The following is an 18,463-nucleotide window of genomic DNA, read 5'->3' as shown; positions in this document are numbered from 1 at the left end:
CAAATCGAATCATCTGAATCGCCTAACTACGATAAAAAAATGAAGTCGGCAGTCTTGATAGTATATACATTATGTCTTATTGGCTGACATTTATACGACTGAAGCAATAAGCACTGCTGCCAACAGTTATACTGGAGACGTATTTTTACCCAATGTTAGGGCGTCATAGTCTCTCATTAGGTATAGCGCCAAACAGGCTGCCAACATCGGCCATGCGGCAAAAAATAACAAGTTATCAAAAGGCGTTAAATAAAGACCAAAGGATGCAAACGTAGAGGCGGCGTGTAGTAATAAAATGATGCCGTAGGTCCATTTTTTGAATAAACCCATGACAAACGAGAAGATAAGAATTATTTGTAAGCTACCAATAACGTAAACAATAGTAATGCCCAAGTTTTCCAATGCATAGAATTTAGCAAACACATTGGCGGCATGCTCAGGATTTACAAATTTGTCGAGTGTCCAAAAGAAGAACACGATGAAAACACCAAGGCGAAGAAATAATAGTGAGAGTGGCAAGTGTTTTGGCATGAATTATCTCTTTTTGAGAAAAAGCAAAAGTGAATTGGAACAAATTAAGCAAATAAAATGGGCACGATGGCACCGAACTATCAGGTAATAAACACAGGTAAAGTATGAATAATATTGAGTGATTACTCAAAAATAAACAAAGTATTACCACCATATGTGCTGAAAATGCATTGTAGTAGTTATTGAATAACTGTTCAAGTTGATTGTATCTATGTTCTGGCAATTATGTAGCTGGGTTACTTTCTTTAACTAAACCAGCAATGTTAGGTTAAAGAAGCCTGATTTATGTACGTTTGATTGAGCCTATCGACACATTTGACGTTTATTTTGCGCTATAAAGATTTGCCTAACCTGTATAAACGCAAAAAGCCCTTTATAGAACATAAATTCTATAAAGGGCTTTTGAGGGGATGCTTAGAACACTATAGTAAAGCCAGCAGCAGTAGAATAATGCCTTACCACATCAAGTCATCTGGAATTACATAAGCAGCATACGGATCGTCTTCTGCCAATGCTTCTTCGGCAGTATCGTTGGACACAACCATAAAGCCTTCCATTTTTGAATCAATACGATCAGCCAATGGACGAGGTAATAGCGCGTAGCTTTCTTCCAAGCGTGCGATGACCACGTGACCGGCTACGATTTGATCGTACAGTTTCTGAGTGATAGCGATTTTCTTTACTTTGGACTCATCGACAAACTGATAGCTGACCTCACCTTCTGTCTCAGTAATTTGATGCTGCTTAATCATTTGCACGATATTGGCCTTTAATGCTTTCTCTTCCAATACGCGCTGTTTTTCTTGATTAAGCTTTTGATCTTTTTCCAGCTTTTGGGCTTGCGCCTCTGCCAACGCTTTTTTTGCTTCGACGCTTTCTGAGTCACCAGTACGCTTGGCATGTTGCGTTTGCTTGCTGATCTTCTTAGCCTTTTTGCTATCAACCAATCCAGCCTTTAATAATTGAGCCTGTAGGGCGTTTTTTGCCATAATCCAATCACCTAAATAACGTTACCGAAATCATAAATGCTAAAAAATACATTGTAGCAAACTTTCCTAGCGCATGTGGTCAGACGATGGTAAGACTTTATATATAGCTAAATTTCAGTCTGCGGTAAGCCATATACAATGCTGTCAGTAACAAATTGCAATTATTGCAAAAGGGTCGCACACATCGCTGGATGAAGCCGTGTAAATTGGTTATTATCAAATGAAGGGATAAATTTACTTAATAAGATAATTTTTGAAAAATAACTATTATAAGGTAAATGAAACATACCCCAGTCAGAGAACATAAGCCAAAGAGCATAGCTTGGTCAGATCTAACAAGCTGTATAGGATTAAATAATTAAATTTAAGGACAGATTATGACAACATCACAGCACATTTTAGCCTGTATTGACGGCTCGGCAGTGACTGAATCGGTTTGTGACTATGCAGCATGGTATGCCAGTAAATTAAACGTACCTGTTGGGTTGTTGCATGTCAGTGACATACCGGCATCGACCAGACGAGATTTATCAGGTGCCATAGGCATAAACAGCCGTCAGTTTTTATTAGAAGAGTTGTCTCAGTTGGATGAGCAAAGAGCAAAAGTCGTCAACAGCTATAGTAATGCGTTGGTACAAGATGCAAAAAGCCATATTCAAAGCAGTTTCGCTGATGTCAATGTTCGCGTTTATCAACGCCACGGCAAACTGCTTCCTAGCATTGAGCACTTCAAAGAAGAAAATCGTGCGATTGTGATGGGACGACGCGGAGAAGATCATAAGAACAGTCGGATCAATATTGGTAGTCAGATTGAGACGGTCGCTCGTGGGTCAGATATTCCCATATTGATTTGCTCAGAGAAATTTGAAGAGCCAAGCTCCTATATGATTGCCTTTGATGGTAGTAAAACCTCTATCAAAGCGGCACGAATGGTGTCAAAAAGTTCATTATTAAAAGGTCTAAAAGGTCACATCGTGATGGTGGGCAATCATAACGACGTTGCTAAGCAAAGTATGAGCGCCGCCGCTGCACAGTTAGAAGATGCTGGATTTGTCGTTGAAGCACATCACTTATCTGCTTCTGATGCAGTAGATGGATTGTTAAAGTTTCAGGTAGAGAACAATGTCGACATTATGGTCGTAGGTGCGTACGGACATTCGAAATGGCAGCAACTGTTTCTTGGTAGTACAACGACAGAAATTATCGCTAGCACGTTATCGCCGGTCATTCTAGTGCGGTAATAACGTCATATATTTGTGTTTATCGTCTAGGGCGTGTCCTCGGTTTTATATTGTGGGTACGCCCTAATCGTTTAATACCTTTGGAGTACTTTATGCTTATCAATGCAGATTTTTCACAACGTGCTTCATTAACCCCTGAAGCACATCAATGGATTAAGTCACCACAAAATGGTGTGGAGCGTGTCATGCTTGATCGTGTGGGGGCGGAGAAGGCTCGTGCTACCAGTCTTGTGCGTTACGCGCCAAACTCTTACTTTCCGCACCATCTGCATCCAGGCGGCGAAGAGATATTGGTATTGTCAGGCACTTTTTCTGCAGATGACACTCATTATCCAGCAGGTTGGTATCTACGTAATCCACCGTCTTCAGGTCATCGGCCTTATAGTGATGAAGGTGCTGTTATTTTCGTCAAGTTACGGCAAATGTCGTCTGACGAAACGCAGCACGTGGCTATCGACACTTATGACGATGCTAATTGGCAACAACAAGGTAATCGTATTGTCTGCCCACTTTTTTCCGATGGGGTAGAGCACGTTAGTCTACAGCGTATCGATGCAGGCGAGTTATTATTCACTGAGACAGTTCATGGCGGTGCAGAAATATTAGTTGTAGCAGGCAAGCTAATAGAAGGTGAGCATGTATATCAGCAGGATAGTTGGATACGCCTACCGATAGATGCAAATGTACAAATAAAAGTAGGGGTGGAGGGCGCAACCATATACTTAAAAACTGGTCATCTCAAACATGTCATTGGGTTAGACATTGAAGAGGTTTGAATGACTTCGTTATTAATAGCTAGTTATTGAAACATACATCATCAAAAACTTTGGCACATCAATTTTCAGTCATGAGGTGCCAAATTATCTGTATTAGAACTTACTACACTATGAGAAACTCTTATCTATATATGAGTATCTTTAGGTAAAAGTATCAAAGATCACTTGTTTTGATAGCATCTTTGTTCTCAAAGTCAGCCAACATCTCTGTGATTAGCTGATCCTTTTGATGCCATATTTGCTCTACCCATTCAAACATCTGTGCTTTTATCGCTTCATCTGTTTCATAGCCGCCGTTCTTGATCGCAGTAAACAGGTCTTTGGGTATCTCAATATGTCGCACATCGACGCCTAAACGTTTGATATTGCCTTTCCATAGATCGCTATAAGTGGGCACACCGTCAGGGTAGACAATCGTCATGTCCAAAATCCCATCAATCTCTTCCCCTAATGCACTCATAGCCAGTGATAACCCGCCAGCGCGTGGCTTAAGTAAATGCGTATAAGGGGATTCTTGCTTATCATGTTTGCTAGGAGTGAAGCGAGTTCCTTCTAGATAGTTCAATAGCGTAAAAGGCTTGTCCTTGAGCAACGCACACGCTCGTTTCGCTTCTTCGATATCCTTACCCTTTAGAGCAGGGTTTTTGGCTATGGCTTCTTTGGAATGTCGACGCATCATAGGAAAGTCGAGAAAGTAGAAAGCTTGACCAATGACAGGGATATATATGAGCTCAAACTTGGTAAAAAAACGCGTCAATGGCAAACGTTTTTCGCTGATATATTGCACGATACTGGTATCAACCCATGACTGATGATTGCTTACCAGTAGATACTTACCGTTGGTATGCACATCGTCAGGTAGGTTAATGCGCCAGTCTTTGCGCGGTAATACGTTATCGATCAATGCATTGTTGCTATTGATCCAATAGTTCGTCACATCGATAACGGCTTTGTCAGCGATGGCAGCACCGGTGATAGCCTTGGTAGCACCCATTACCCAGACAGGTAAACCAGCTAACATACTATTAAAAGTGATAACGCTGGTTGCTGTCGTCAGTGAGGCAGCTTTGCCCAATTTTGGAGCGCGTTCATGTAATTTTTGAACGATTGATTTCAATCGCATATCGAATCCTTTTACTCATACCTATGATGAGATATTGATAATGTTGCTGCATGATTTTAGCAGAAATTAATCTCAGTGTACGAGTGTTAACAACAAATAATAAACAGCATTGGTGAATTAGAACGTACAATTATATCAAGATTTTGCCAAAGCGAAATACGAACCAGACCATAAAGACAGCCTGTTTTATTCATAAAAACTAACCGATGAAAAAAGAAATATAGCTTGCTCAAAGGTAACATGTTTGTAGATGATATTTTGAGTTCAAATATAGCCCTTATATGCTGGCTAGTCTATGAGTTTCGTCTAGAACCTCTTTTTATAGATTCACAGTGCTACTCACACATTAGTACTGAGCAAAGATTAATGAAATTAGATATGAAGCGACTACGTTTGATAGCAGATAGGTTATCAATAAATAAAAAAAGGGCGTATCAAGAATTATCTCGATACGCCCTTTGCAATTTAACTGGTTAGATACTGATTAGATAGTAATCAGCTAAATAACCGAGTGGATCAACACTTTATATTTACTATATCAATTAACCGTGCATACCACGGATAGGGTAGTTGTTTTCTGGATTTCTAACAAAAGCTAAACCGTTTGCCAAGGCTTCAAGATCTGGTCTAGAGAACGGTGCATTTGAGATATCAACGATATGCACTTTTCCTTCAGCATTGATAACGAACACAGCAGGCTCAGCGAAAGGATGATCAGTTTCTTTTTCTGAACGTGGATCAGAGATGTATAGACCTAGCGTATTCATCTGTTCGATAGTCAGACCATAAGCCATAGGGAAGCTAACATCTATTTGATCTAGATGACCTTCTAACTGCTCTTTACTGTCTGCAGATACTGCGATGATATCGACACCGACGTCATAGAAAGACTGTTTTACTGTCTCTAAGGTATTTAAGTATTTTGTGCAAATTGGGCAATGTTTACCACGGTATACAACAACCAGTTTCCAGTCATGACCGTTTTCAGGTTTGCCTAACGAAGTCATTTCACTGTTTAATACTTGTACTTCCATTTTAGGAAACGTAGTACCGGCTTGAATTTTTTGAGCATAATCTGTTGACATAGTTCTTATCCTTTTTAATAGTATTTTTATGGTTAGTTGGTATTTAACAGCCTTACAGTAGCAGTCTTAAGTGCAAAAGTATTGGATGTTTACAGTCGTCCCAAGTAGTAACAGGAAAAATTAACATTACCTTTAAAATAGACCAATAAGACTATTTAAGTAGGCTAGTAAATCATAGACAAAGCGTCTATTTTTTCGATTCTTCAGTTGTCTGAGCATCTAGTTTATCTTGAGTTTTTAACTCAAAGTCTGACGCATCATGACGTTCGTGTAATTGCTCAGCAGGTTCACCCCAAGTGCGGTTTACCTTGCGACCACGTTGCACAGCAGGACGCTCTAAAATCTCAGTTGCCCAGCGACGTACATTTGGATAGCTCTCAACTTGTAGGAATTCTCCTGCATTGTATGCTTCACCTAGTATTAGATTGCCATACCAAGGCCAAGTGGCGATATCTGCAATCGTATACTCATTGCCACCTAGATAGCGATTTTCTGCAAGCTCACGTTCTAGTACATCTAATTGACGTTTTACTTCCATCGTGAATCGATTGATAGGGTACTCAAACTTTTCTGGCGCATAAAAGTAGAAATGTCCAAAACCGCCGCCTAAGTAAGGGGCAGAGCCTTGTAACCAGAAGAGCCAATTCATGACTTCAGTGCGTGCTGCTGCATCTTTAGGCAGTAGTTTTCCGAATTTTTCAGCAAGATAGAATAAAATGGCGCCACTCTCAAACACACGGCTACCAGTCTCTGTATCCAAAAGTACAGGGATTTTTGAGTTTGGATTTAGCTCAACGAAACCTGATGAGAACTGTCCGCCTTCACCAATTTGAATAAGGTGCGCGTCGTACTCAGCGTCTGTCACACCTAATGCCAATAACTCTTCAACCATAATGGTGACTTTTTGGCCATTAGGGGTGCCCATTGAGTAGATCTGTAACGGATGTTTGCCGCGAGGTAGATCCGCTTCATGTGTTGGGCCAGCGATAGGGCGGTTGACACTTGCCCACTTACCACCGCTTTCTGCATCCCATGTCCAGACGCTGGGTGGCTCGTAATGATTAGAGTTTGACATAATGATGATACCTTTTTATATACTGTGCTCAGTAGGGTGTAATTGGTAAATCAGATCCAGTTTATTGTTTTTATTCTGGCATGTCTGCTAGTTGCTTTAAGATGTTTTTGTAGTTTTCTACACCTTGTGCGCCGCTCACCAGATGACGACCATTAAAGATAACCGATGGTACGCTTTGAACACCTTGCTGCTTTGAATGCTGTACGGCTTCACGTATCACATTGGCAAAGCGTTGATCTTCGATGACCGCAAGTACCTCAGCTCGATCCAGTCCGATATCTGCTGCCACATCTGCCAGTACGGTACTGTCAGCCACGTTTTTATTATCAACGAAGTGTGCAACGAATAATGCTTGTTTTAGGTCGTGCATACGTCCTTGCTGATCAGCCCAATGCAGCAACTGATGCGCATTAAAAGTATTGTAGGTACGGAAATCATCGGTAAACTGAAAATTAAATCCAGCTTCTGCACCTGCTGCTGTCATTCTAGCTCGGCTCTCTTTAACGTCTTCAGCAGTTGTACCGTACTTCTCCATAATATGCTCACGATAGTTTCGTCCTTCGTGCGGCGTATTAGGATTTAGTTCAAATGGATGCCAATGAATCTCATGCGGCGTGTTGGTTTGTTTTAATGCCTCGGCCAATTGACTATAACCGATAGCGCACCAAGGGCATACAATGTCTGACACGATGTCTATTTGTAAGGGTTTTTTTACCTGTTCCATAGGATATCTCATTAGCGATGAATTAAAATGAAAAACTGCTGCCCGAAGATGTTTCGAACAACAGCATGAAAACATCAAATAGACTGTGTCAGCGTTAGCTGAAAAACGTATTAGTCAGCTTTATGCCATTCAAACTTCTGGAATGGTTTGTCGACTGGTGTGTTAGCTATGTGGTTCGTGTAGTTGCTCATTACTTTTTGAGCAGCACCAAGGATAACTTCAAGAATCTGACGCTTAGTGTAACCTGCATCTAAAAACGCTTGAACCGCGCTGTCATCAACGTTACCACGATTACGGACTACAGATAGTGTGAAGGTACGCAATGCTTCCAATTTTTCAGTTGGTAGTGGCGTTTCATCACGTAATGCATCAGTGATAGCGTCATCTACTTTCATGCTCTTAGCAATACCAGTATGCGCAGGCACACAGTAATGGCAAGCATGCTCAACGTTGATAGTTTGCCATACAACAGTGGTCTCTTCATCATCAAAGCTACTGTCTAAAAACAGTTGATGTAGCTGTTGATAGCCTTCAAGCAAACCAGGCGCTTCAGCCATCACAGCGTGTAGGTTAGGTACCATACCAAATGCTTTGATAGAAGAATCAAGTAAGTCTTTGCTTTCTGCTAGGGCTGTGTCTTTATCGTGTAGAGTAAATTCGGTCATAATATAATTCCTGATAATAGGTTTAAGATTTAGTGTGTTTTAGAGTTTTCATGCCCGCTTCAAAGCAGTCGCTGATTTACATTTAATTATTGGCTTGAGTAGTTACTCAAAATTAGCAACTTTGCTTAGCAAGCGAGCCAATAGAGACTACTATAAATGATATTGAGCAGTCGCTCAATAATTATTTGAGTAATCGTTCAAGTAAATTGTAATGGCTAAATTACATTACTCTGCTTAATTCATACTACTCTATTAATATCAATATCTTAAGAAGGTAACACTGTGTAAGTAGTAAGAAAAAACAACGATAAAAATATTTTTTAACTTTAGTGGCTCTGTAGTACGAACAAGACTTATCGAAATGGAGCTGATCGACTTCATCCATTGCATGTAGAGAAAATAGTATTGATATGATGCTTATTATATCAATATATAACATTACTTGAACGACCGTTCAGTTGTGTTTATAGTGTATGTCAGACAATAAAAATGTGCTTCAAATCAGATGCTTGTTTTTGTTATCTCATTACAATTTTTATAGTTGTCAGCTTTTGTAGTCATTAGACGACTGTCTTCATATAATAGGATAAAGTTATGCTTAAATTTTATTTCCATCAAACGCCAAACCCAATGAAAGTAGCATTGTTTCTTGAAGAAACTGGTCTGCCTTATGAGCTTGTAGCAGTAGATACGCTAAAAGGTGAGCAGCATACAGCTGAGTACCGTGCTATCAACCCAAACGGCAAAACGCCTGCCCTAGAAGATGATGGTAAACGCGTATTTGATTCTACAGCTATCTTGATGTATCTTTCTGAAAAAACAGGCAAGCTGGCAGGACAACCAGAAGATCGTAGCGAGATGCTGTCATGGCTAATGTTTGTGGCATCTGGATTGGGCCCTTTTTCTGGTCAGTCTGTTCACTTTAGACATAAAGCACCAGAGAAAATCCCATATGCGATTAATCGCTACCTTCGTGAGGCCGAGCGTCATTATGAAGTGCTAGATATGCATCTAGAAGGCCGTGAATATATGGTTGGTGATAGCTACTCAATCGCTGATATTTCTACTTGGGGCTGGATTGATAAGGCGACTGTCGTGCTAGGCGAAGGCGGCTTGGATAATTATCCAAATCTAAAGCGCTGGTTTGATAGCATTAATGCTCGTCCAGCGGTACAAAAAGCCCGTGACATTCCTAAAGGTATTGATTTCAAAACTGAGTTTGACGATGTTGCTGCACGCGCGCTTTATCCGCAGAACTTTGATAAAAACAGTTAATCATAGCAAAGAGACTCAAGAAGTTTTATAATATAAAAAGTGTTTAAAAACAGTAACTAAGGTTGATTCTACAAACTTTGCCTTAAAATAGATTTTAATGACTATGTGCAGAATTCCTCTACCTTTAAAGTAGAGGGATGAGTATATCATTATTTTTTAGTATAGCTTAGGATGTTATCATACCTTATGCCCAAACAAATCTTAAAAGCTTATAAAGTGAGATTATATCCAAATGACGAACAGCAAGTATTCTTTGCTAAATCATTTGGATGCACCCGCTTTATTTGGAATAAGATGTTATCTGATAAGGTTAATCATTATAAAGCAAATAAAACGATTCTAAGCAACACCCCTGCTCAGTATAAAAAAGAGTTTGAATGGCTCAAAGAAGTAGATAGCTTAGCGTTAGCTAACGTGCAGCAGAACCTTCGCAGCGCCTATAAAAAGTTTTTCGAACAAGGCACAGGCTTCCCTAAATTCAAGAAAAAAGGTATCAAAGACAGCTACACCACTAATAACCAAAAAGGGACGGTTGCACTCACATATAACAGTGTCAAACTCCCTAAAATTGGTCATATCAAAGCAAAAATACATCGCCGCATTAATGGGCTTATTAAAAGTGCCACTATCAGCGCAACCCCATCTGGTAAGTACTTTGTCAGCCTATTGGTTGAAACAGTAGTGGAGCCGCTACCAAAGACTTATTCTAATATAGGCATTGATTTAGGATTGACCAACTTTATTGTCTTATCAGACAGTACTAAAGTTGCTAATCCTAGGTTTCTATCGAAGCTGAAAGACAAGCTTGCGCGTGAGCAAAAGATTTTAGCCAAACGTAGAGAGGTTGCTAAAGCTCAGCAGCGTAAGCTGTCAGACAGTCGTAATTATCAAAAGCAAAAAGCTAAAGTCGCGAAGATTTACGAAAAAATAACCAACCAGCGTCTTGATTTTCTACATAAACTCTCATTCAATATCATCAAAAACCACGATGTCATTGCTATAGAGGACTTGAACATTAAAGGGATGGTTAAAAACAGAAAGCTTGCCAAAGCTATTAACGATAGTTCATGGTCAGTCTTTACAATTATGCTTGCTTATAAAGCAGAATGGTATGACAAAGCGCTTGTGAGAATAGACCAATGGTATCCGTCATCTAAAACATGCTCAGGCTGTGATTATGTCCTTGGCAAAGATGACCTTAAACTCAGCGATAGATTATGGGACTGCCCAAGGTGTCTACAGACCCATGATCGAGACATCAATGCCAGCATCAATATCTTAAATCAAGGATTGATATTGGTTAAACAATCAAAAACTGTCGGTGCGATAGGGTTAGCTTAGTAAATTCGCTTAACCGCTGATACAGAATAGCGTATTAAGTAAGAGCGTTACCTAAGAAACCTCTACCTATAAGCAAGGTAGTGGATAGTTCATGGCAAAGTTATTAAGGTGAAAATTATGAGTGCTCCGATAAAGTTCAATCGTGAGGATGTGATCGAAAAAGCAAAAAACCTCTATTGGGAAAAAGGCTATCACGCGACATCAATGCGCAATTTGCAAGATGTGGTGAATATGCATCCAGGTAGTATTTATGCAGCTTTCGGTAGTAAAGATAAACTATTTACAGAGTCACTGAATCGCTATGCTGCAGATGGTGCCAAGAGATTGGCCGACTGTATTGAGCAAAAAGACACAGTGCTAGATGGCTTAAAACATTTTATCCATACGGTGATTGTCTGTAATAGTGCTACTGCGCCTAGCGGTATGTGCATGATCGTCAAGACAGTCGCTGAGCTTACTCAAAATGATAGTCCAGATTTACTCGCACATGCAACGAATATCTTAGAAGGTATAGAGGCATCGTTTGCTGTGCTCTTTGGACAAGCCATTGATAGCGGTGAGATTAGCGCAGAAAAAGATCCCGTTGAGCTGGCGCGTTATTTCCAAATTCAAATTATAGGTCTCAGGACTTATGCGCAAGTCACTAACGACAATGATGCAGTAGAAAAATATATCGATGATATTTTTAAAAATATCGTATAGCAAAGTTGTATAATCTGATTATGACAGCTCGTATATTTTGTCGTTGACCAATCATCATAGTATTACTAAAAACCCTGATTGCTAGTACATTAGCAATCAGGGTTTTTGTTATCTATTACTGTGCTTTCGGATTGTCATTGATGAATTTCAGTAGAAGCTCAGCCAGCGTTTCACCTTGGTCTTCTTGTAGGAAATGACCACCGTTAGTGATAGTCGTATGATTTTGGCCTTTGGTACCAGGAATTAGCTTTTGCATGATGCGATCGCCGCCCCCAGTTACAGGGTCGGAATCACTAAACAGTGTAATAAATGGCTTGCTCCATTTGCTTAGCACGACCCAAGCTGCACGGTTGTTTTCTGAAGCAGGATCATCTGGTGTCGTGGGCACTAGGATAGGAAACTGTCTAGCACCTTCTTTATAGGACTCATCAGGGAAGGGTGCATCGTAAGCATCCAGTACGGCTTGAGACAATGTCGTTGTGGTGCCGCTTTTGATGGTGCCTGCTACATTGAACTGCGGCGTCTCCTGAGAGAACTTCTGCCACTTGCGAAAACCTTCGCCAGGATCATGATCTCCAGTCGGTAGCATCGTGTTGCCTGCTGCGACGCGATCGAATTTATCAGGATGCGCTGCTACTAAGCGTAGGCCGATTAAACCGCCCCAATCTTGACAAAACAGTGTGATATTTTTTAAATCTAATTGATCAAGTACCGATTGCATCCAATCGACATGGCGCTGATAAGTGTAATCAGTACGCGATGCAGGTTTGTCTGAACGTCCAAAACCAGGAAGGTCTGGCGCGATAACGCGGTGTCCTGCTGCTGTTAGTATTGGAATGACTTTACGATACAGATACGCCCAAGAAGGTTCGCCATGTAATAACAAGATAGGGTCGGCATCGCTTGGGCCTTCATCAAGGTAGTGTACGCGCAGCTCGCCACCCTCTGTATCATCGACCATCAAATAATTCGGTTCAAAATCGTAATCTTGCAAGTTAGCAAAATACGAATCAGGCGTCCTGAGTTTTTTCATATATCATCCTTGGTTTAGAAAAATAACAGTGCATTCTGGCACTGGTGTTAGACAATCTATTAAAGGTGGGTCTCTTAGTGCTACTCGACTATCACTGGTAATCCTAGCGATAAGGCTATCTGCCTATAGTTTATATTGATTAAACGTTCAAAATGAAAACTATACCCTACATGCATTCGTTGCTGCAAACATTAATAGTGGATGCGTCAGTAGCATCCACTATATATAGGATAAGTTTTGATAAGGGTAGGTTTTGAGTTTCATTTTATAAGGCTAAACTAATCGTGACGCCAGTAGACCTTTACCACGACATCGGTACGACTTAGTCCAAGTCGGTCTTTCAGTAATGGGCGCAATGCTTTGGCAGTATTTGCTTCTAGTGCTCCCCAAACTTTATCAATCTCTAAAGGATTGTCAGTCAAATAATCGCCCAATTCACTGTCAATTAGCGTGGCTAACTCTGCCCCTGAGTTAACCTGATTGGTTACTATGGGCAGTACGGTAAAATGATCATCCTTGCGGCTTTCAGTTTCGCAATCAAGGCCACCAAGGCCACTGCGCATTTTTACAGTATCAAAATAGCTTTGATCGCCTGCATCTTGCGTTACACAAATGACCAATGGTGGCGTAGGGTTGTTCCATAGCTCTAGCAGTCGTGCTGCCGTTGGCATCGAGGTCTCATCGACAATCAGTACCGCTTGACCGGCTCGTAAGTGCTCTACTTTTTCCGGAAACTCTCGTTTTGTGACGACGGTCTCGCCTGCTTGTAGTGCTGCTGCCCAGTTGCCACCTGGTGTATCTCCATGCAAAAAAACATCGACCCATGCTCGTATTCCATTATCAGCTTGCCATGCTTTTCTCAAAGTGTAATAGCAGTGAGGACGGGCAGGGCGTACGTTTTCCTTATCGCTACCATTAGTTTTATGGTCACCAGCTTTATTGCCATCAGTGCTGTCAGTCATCAATGCATCGGTCATTGCATTGTGCTCTAAATCAAACAAGTACGCGTAACCCGCTTCGTTGGTAGGTACTGACGTCGAGCTTGTGACGCCCTTAGCATTACTTAACTGAGCGGTATTATTTAATGGCGTATCACTATTTAATGACGGCATGCTCAATTCAAGGCGCAGCATATTTTTGCTGACTCTATAACTACTTTGCACATCAAATACTTGCTTGGTCAGTTTGATTGTTTTTTTGCCTAGCTTTTTATCGGCTCTTTGTTTTAGCAAGATATATTGGGCTTGCAAATCATCAAGCTGGGAGATAGGTGCAGCAAAAGCGATAAAGAAAGTCTGGTTATGAAGCGAGTTATTTTGAGCGTCAGTTGATTGATTCTCTACGCCTTTTGGACAAGTCTGTATAGCAATACCTTCAGCATAAATATCAGTTATCTGCGCATCGACCAGATCTAATTCGGTGGTAGATAATGAGGTAAATGCACTCAAGAATCCAAGCAGTTCATCGAGGTGCTCTTCATTAATATGAGCGACCACACTTGCTATTTCAGGGTCGTTTAGGGGGGTGTATTGGCTGTTTTGGTTATCGATGTTTTCTGTAGAAGCTAAAAGAAGGTTGGTCATATAAATACTCGCAATCAACAGAGCGTTGAAATTAAAGTGAATGAGTTTATAGTTAATGATAATTGTTTTTGTTATCATTTACGAGTAAAATCAATTTTTATTGTGGTTTGATCATCAAAAATCGGTCTATAACCGATGGCCGATAAACCATCATTTTTATGACATATTATTTTTATCAACAATGAGTGCTTATATGCTACGTGCAAACCAGCTGACTATCAGCCGTCAAGGAAATACTCTATTAGACAACGTGACTTGTGAGATTGATACCAATCAACTGGTGGCTTTGGTTGGGCATAACGGGTCTGGCAAGTCGACCTTGATCAAAGCGCTAGCAGGTGAGATGGCAAGTAGTAGCGGCAATGTCACATTAGATGAGCACAGTATCAATGACTACGGCAGTAAGGAGTTAGCGCGGCAAATGGCATATCTGCCGCAGCAATTGCCAGAAGCTGCTGGATTCACGGTGCGTGAACTGGTTATGTTGGGACGGTATCCGCATCAAAAATGGCTACAAAAGCCCACCCAGATTGATAAAGATAAAGTGGCACAAGCATTAAAAGTGACTCAAACCGAAGCGTTTGCTGATCGAATTACTGCCACACTATCAGGTGGTGAGCGCGCTCGTGCGTGGCTCGCGATGTGTCTGGCACAAGATACCCGTTACTTATTGCTCGATGAGCCACTTGCTGCGCTTGATATGCATTATCAAATCGAGGTCATTCAGCTCATTCGTCGTTTGGTGGATGAGCAAGGATTAAGCGTGGTAATTATTATCCATGATATTAATCTGGCCGCTCAATATGCCGATCGAGTCATCGCGCTGAAAAATGGCCAAATATGTCACAACGGCGATATCGCCAGTACCATGCAACCTACCGTGCTACACGATATCTTTAATGTCGATATGCAGCTACTCAGTCATCCTATTACTGGACAGCCTGTCGCAGTCGCTTAACGTTTGGTTTTTGCTCCTTCTTTTTAATTCGACTACAAAGATACGCTTCTATGCCTCCCGTTTTTTATACAGATAAATTATCAAAACATCCAATAGTTACGTCAGTATCAGTAATGACAACACTAAAATGGTTCGCCCTCGCATTGTGCTTGGTATTGACGGCCTGTAATAGTCAGACATCCACTACCTCAGAAGCAGAAAACAGTCATAGCGATAGGATGAATATTGTCTCTCCTGACTGGGGTAATGCAGCGACTTTGACGGCGATGGGACATGCGCCAATTGCAACAGGTGATGTCAGGGTTTGGGACAGATGGGTGGGAAGCCCTAAACTGCCAACGTCGATCACAGACTTAGGCATCCGCTATCAGCCCAACGCTGAGCTAATCGCTCAACTGCCTGTCGATATGGTCATAGATAATTATTTTTATGAGCATGCACGCAACTTATACGGCGATGTCCCTGCGGAGTCTGTGATGTTTGCTGCCAAAGGAGAGACGGCAACGTGGGCTGACTATACCGAGCCGACGCGGGAGCTTGGCGTACTGATCGATAACCCAAAGATGGCTGAAGACTATATTGCACAAAGTCAGAAAGACATACAGCTGGCCAGTCAGCAATTCAAGGAGCGTTATCCAAAAGCCAAGAAATTCGCAGTGGTACAGTTTGCGGATGCCAATAACATGCGTATGTATGTGGCGAACAGCCTATTTCAGCCTGCGCTAGAGCAGATGGATAGAGAGCTTGTGGTATTGGGCAAAGGCAATAATTGGGGATTTGTGCCGATACGGATGGGAGATTTGGCGCAATTAGATGATGAGACTTGTCTATTAATTATCGACCCGCTGGGCCCAATCACTAGAGCTGAAATTGATGACAGCTTAATTTGGCAGCGCCTGGGTTATGGTAATACCCGCTGTGTGGGCGAGCTACCACCAGTATGGATTTATGGTGGGATGTCATCATTGGTTAGCCTAGCAAATAACTTGTCAGACGTTTCATTAAAAGGCGGGGAAGTACTATGAGCGCCAATGCAGATACTCACAACAAAAACAATAATATCAATAACCACGCCGACAGTTCTCATAACGACAGTGCTCACACGATAACATTAGCCTCTCAAGCAGCAACGGTTTCAGATTCATCGCTATCGTCACCCTCATCAACGTCATCGAAACAGTCATCATCACCACTGAATCAGCCACCGAATCAACCCAATTCTCAAACTTCCTTGTTTGCCAATTTGTCTTGGCGACTATGGACCATGCTCATCGGACTAGCGGCTTTGTCGTTATGGAGTAGTTGGGCGCTGTTAGATCAACAGTGGACGCGCCCAGTCAGTGACTTGCTTATACCAAGCTCGCAATTGGATATTGCCAGTATGGCGATACAGCTGCATCTAGTGGCGACCAGCGTGGTGGCGTTGTTGGCTGGCGGGCTATTAGGCGTGGTCAGTATTTTACTACAGCAATTGGTAAAAAACCCCTTAGCATCAGATACGACGCTAGGTGTGGGCGTGGGTGCACAGTTGGCCATGCTCATTGTCACGTTGTTTTTGCCAAGCTTGGCTATTTATGGCGGAATTTACGTGGCCTTTGTGGGGGCTATCATTAGTATGGGTCTGGTATTTGCCTTGTCAGCACCCAGTCGATTTAATCCATTGATTTTGATATTGGCCGGTTTGGTCGTCAATATTTTGCTGGCCGCAGTAGCCAATGTTCTAGTACTGTTTTTTGCTGAGCGTAGTAATGGCATGCTGTCATGGGCGGCTGGGTTTTTGGCACAAAATAGCTGGCATACCAGTATAGCGCTAGTCATCACTGCTATTTTGATGGCGGTCGTATGTCTGCCATTACTAAAACCATTAACGCTGATGAGTCTAGATGACACGCAGGCAAAACGTCTGGGTGTACCTATTAATGGGATTCGCGCACTTGTTGTATTGGTGGTCGCCGTTGTGACCGCTTTAGTGGTTAGTGAAGTGGGCTTGATTGGTTTTATTGGTCTTGGTGCGGCAAGTTTGGTCAATGCGCTAGGTATTTCTGCTATTGGTAAGCGTTTGGCTACTGCTTTTGGGTTGGGGGCGCTGCTGTTGTTGTTGACCAGTAATGTCGCGTTACTGCTTGAGCCGTTACTTGATATGCAGATTCCAGCTGGTGCCATGACAGGTATCTTGGGTGCACCGCTGATTATTTGGCTGATTTTGCGTCAGCGTCGCGAGCGGATAGAGACAGTGACACCGATGCTTGCAGGTAAGCATACATCCATTGCCTTTTGGCGATGGGGCGTTGGCGTGCTCGCTATTATCATGTTTGCCTGTTTATTTGTACAAGATATCAATGGTTGGGGGTTAAGTACGGACTGGGCGCTTACGCAGCAGTACCGATTACCTCGCAGTTTGAGCGCTGCGGCCACAGGCTTGATGTTGGCGGTCGCCGGTGTGCTACTGCAAACTTTAACGCGGAACCCCATGGCCAGTCCTGAGGTGCTGGGGGTCAGTTCAGGCGCGGCACTTGGGGTTATTTTAGGGTTTTTATTACTGCCAAGTTTAGGACTATCTGCAGGAGCAGGGACGTTGCTGGTTTCAGGACTGTCAGGGGCGATGGCCGTGCTGCTATTGATTATTTGGCTAGCACGCAGGGTCAGCTCAGGTTATTTATTATTGGTAGGTATAGGCATTGCCGCCATGATGGATGGGGTGATGCATATGGTCAAGCTCTCAGGAGATCCGCGTCTAGAAGCGATGCTCAGCTGGCTTTCAGGGACGACTTATAGCGCTCAGCCTAGTACAGTATGGTATCTCATTGGCATTGCCGCTATCTTATTTGTACTCAGTCTATTGCTGATTAAGCCTTTGCGAGTTCTTGGGCTAGGTACAGGTGTGGCGCGTAATTTGGGTGTGGCGGTTACGCCAGTGACTTTGTCGTTATTGGCATTAGTAGCAGCACTTAGTACGGCCAGCACGCTTGCCGTTGGCCCATTGAGCTTTATTGGTTTGATGGTGCCGCATTTGGCTACTTCACTGGGAGCTGTGAAGCTTGAACGACAATTGCCACTAGCTGCACTTTTAGGGGCAGGGGTAATGGTGATAGCGGATTGGATTGGCCGTTATGTTATTTTCCCTTATGAGCTGCCAGCTGGTACGATTGCTGCCATTATCGGTGGTGGGTATTTCTTATGGCTCATTCGTAAGGTACCAGCCTCAGCAAAAAGGTAGCTCATGTCTGCAAGCATTGAATTTGAATAGCCGACAATTTTGACTTCATTCAGCAGAGGCTTATCTAACCTTATTTGATCAGTATTTTGATAAGAATAATGATGCTAAGTTTCAGCGAGATTGGATGACGTGCTCGGCAGGCTAG

17 protein-coding genes are annotated in these 18,463 nt (G+C 42.2%); 8 read left to right on the top strand and 9 right to left on the bottom strand.

Features of this window, described 5'->3' with window-relative positions:
- Positions 1-126: 126 nt before the first annotated feature.
- Both JMX07_RS10680 and JMX07_RS10675 read right to left on the bottom strand, forming a co-directional pair.
- Complete coding sequence (locus JMX07_RS10680) at positions 127-531, bottom strand: hypothetical protein (RefSeq protein WP_201607865.1); 405 nt, start codon at positions 529-531, stop codon at positions 127-129.
- Between the two features lie 455 nt (positions 532-986).
- A complete protein-coding gene (locus JMX07_RS10675) occupies positions 987-1,520 on the bottom strand; it encodes a DUF2058 domain-containing protein (protein WP_102078489.1) in 534 nt (177 codons plus the stop codon).
- Between the two features lie 377 nt (positions 1,521-1,897).
- Between JMX07_RS10675 and JMX07_RS10670 the strand changes: the two genes are divergently transcribed.
- Together JMX07_RS10670 and JMX07_RS10665 are read left to right on the top strand one after the other, a co-directional pair.
- Positions 1,898-2,761, top strand: coding sequence for a universal stress protein (locus JMX07_RS10670; RefSeq protein WP_201607863.1), 864 nt, complete (start codon positions 1,898-1,900; stop codon positions 2,759-2,761).
- Between the two features lie 92 nt (positions 2,762-2,853).
- Entirely contained in the window at positions 2,854-3,537 is a 684-nt protein-coding gene (locus JMX07_RS10665; RefSeq protein ID WP_201607861.1) for a cupin domain-containing protein, read from the top strand.
- 154 nt (positions 3,538-3,691) lie between these two features.
- Here the strand turns inward: JMX07_RS10665 and JMX07_RS10660 are convergent, their stop codons facing one another.
- The 5 genes from JMX07_RS10660 to JMX07_RS10640 all read right to left on the bottom strand — a co-directional run bounded on the left by JMX07_RS10660 (position 3,692) and on the right by JMX07_RS10640 (position 8,209).
- On the bottom strand, positions 3,692-4,660 hold the full coding sequence (locus JMX07_RS10660; RefSeq protein WP_201607859.1) for an acyltransferase: 969 nt from the start codon (positions 4,658-4,660) through the stop codon (positions 3,692-3,694).
- 542 nt (positions 4,661-5,202) lie between these two features.
- Positions 5,203-5,745, bottom strand: a complete 543-nt coding sequence (locus JMX07_RS10655) for a redoxin domain-containing protein (RefSeq protein WP_057760581.1) — start codon at positions 5,743-5,745, stop codon at positions 5,203-5,205.
- A 187-nt stretch (positions 5,746-5,932) separates the two neighbouring features.
- Positions 5,933-6,820 carry a glutathione-dependent disulfide-bond oxidoreductase gene (gene yghU, locus JMX07_RS10650; RefSeq protein WP_201607857.1) on the bottom strand — a complete coding sequence of 296 codons (888 nt, stop codon included), beginning with the start codon at positions 6,818-6,820 and terminating at the stop codon, positions 5,933-5,935.
- Between the two features lie 70 nt (positions 6,821-6,890).
- A complete protein-coding gene (locus JMX07_RS10645) occupies positions 6,891-7,544 on the bottom strand; it encodes a DsbA family protein (RefSeq protein ID WP_165597614.1) in 654 nt (217 codons plus the stop codon).
- Positions 7,545-7,654: 110 nt separating this feature from the next.
- Positions 7,655-8,209, bottom strand: a complete 555-nt coding sequence (locus JMX07_RS10640) for a carboxymuconolactone decarboxylase family protein (RefSeq protein ID WP_201607855.1) — start codon at positions 8,207-8,209, stop codon at positions 7,655-7,657.
- 594 nt (positions 8,210-8,803) lie between these two features.
- Here JMX07_RS10640 and JMX07_RS10635 point away from each other — a divergent pair.
- The 3 genes from JMX07_RS10635 (at position 8,804) to JMX07_RS10625 (ending at position 11,527) form a co-directional block, all read left to right on the top strand.
- The gene (locus JMX07_RS10635) at positions 8,804-9,484 is read left to right on the top strand and encodes a glutathione S-transferase family protein (RefSeq protein ID WP_201607854.1); all 681 of its coding nucleotides are present in this window, start codon (positions 8,804-8,806) and stop codon (positions 9,482-9,484) included.
- A gap of 186 nt (positions 9,485-9,670) precedes the next feature.
- Positions 9,671-10,825 (top strand): IS200/IS605 family element RNA-guided endonuclease TnpB, encoded by a 1,155-nt coding sequence (gene tnpB / locus JMX07_RS10630; protein WP_201607853.1) that lies wholly within the window; start codon positions 9,671-9,673, stop codon positions 10,823-10,825.
- 117 nt (positions 10,826-10,942) lie between these two features.
- Positions 10,943-11,527 carry a TetR/AcrR family transcriptional regulator gene (locus JMX07_RS10625; RefSeq protein ID WP_101205246.1) on the top strand — a complete coding sequence of 195 codons (585 nt, stop codon included), beginning with the start codon at positions 10,943-10,945 and terminating at the stop codon, positions 11,525-11,527.
- 115 nt (positions 11,528-11,642) lie between these two features.
- Here JMX07_RS10625 and JMX07_RS10620 read toward each other — a convergent pair whose 3' ends face one another.
- Together JMX07_RS10620 and JMX07_RS10615 are read right to left on the bottom strand one after the other, a co-directional pair.
- Positions 11,643-12,560: a haloalkane dehalogenase gene (locus tag JMX07_RS10620; RefSeq protein ID WP_102094449.1), complete on the bottom strand. Its 918-nt coding sequence runs from the start codon at positions 12,558-12,560 to the stop codon at positions 11,643-11,645.
- Between the two features lie 278 nt (positions 12,561-12,838).
- On the bottom strand, positions 12,839-14,143 hold the full coding sequence (locus JMX07_RS10615; protein WP_201607852.1) for an SIP domain-containing protein: 1,305 nt from the start codon (positions 14,141-14,143) through the stop codon (positions 12,839-12,841).
- A 193-nt stretch (positions 14,144-14,336) separates the two neighbouring features.
- Between JMX07_RS10615 and JMX07_RS10610 the strand changes: the two genes are divergently transcribed.
- From JMX07_RS10610 to fhuB, 3 genes are all read left to right on the top strand, one after another.
- Positions 14,337-15,101 carry an ABC transporter ATP-binding protein gene (locus JMX07_RS10610; protein WP_101205244.1) on the top strand — a complete coding sequence of 255 codons (765 nt, stop codon included), beginning with the start codon at positions 14,337-14,339 and terminating at the stop codon, positions 15,099-15,101.
- 113 nt (positions 15,102-15,214) lie between these two features.
- On the top strand, positions 15,215-16,126 hold the full coding sequence (locus JMX07_RS10605; protein WP_227684789.1) for an ABC transporter substrate-binding protein: 912 nt from the start codon (positions 15,215-15,217) through the stop codon (positions 16,124-16,126).
- On the top strand, positions 16,123-18,318 hold the full coding sequence (fhuB, locus tag JMX07_RS10600; RefSeq protein ID WP_201607850.1) for a Fe(3+)-hydroxamate ABC transporter permease FhuB: 2,196 nt from the start codon (positions 16,123-16,125) through the stop codon (positions 18,316-18,318). The genes JMX07_RS10605 and fhuB overlap by 4 nt, the downstream gene beginning before the upstream one ends.
- The last annotated feature ends 145 nt before the right edge of the window (positions 18,319-18,463 follow it).

The organism is Psychrobacter immobilis, assembly GCF_904846235.1.
Classification (GTDB): Bacteria; Pseudomonadota; Gammaproteobacteria; order Pseudomonadales; family Moraxellaceae; genus Psychrobacter; species Psychrobacter immobilis_C.
This window is presented reverse-complemented; position numbering and strand designations above follow the sequence as displayed.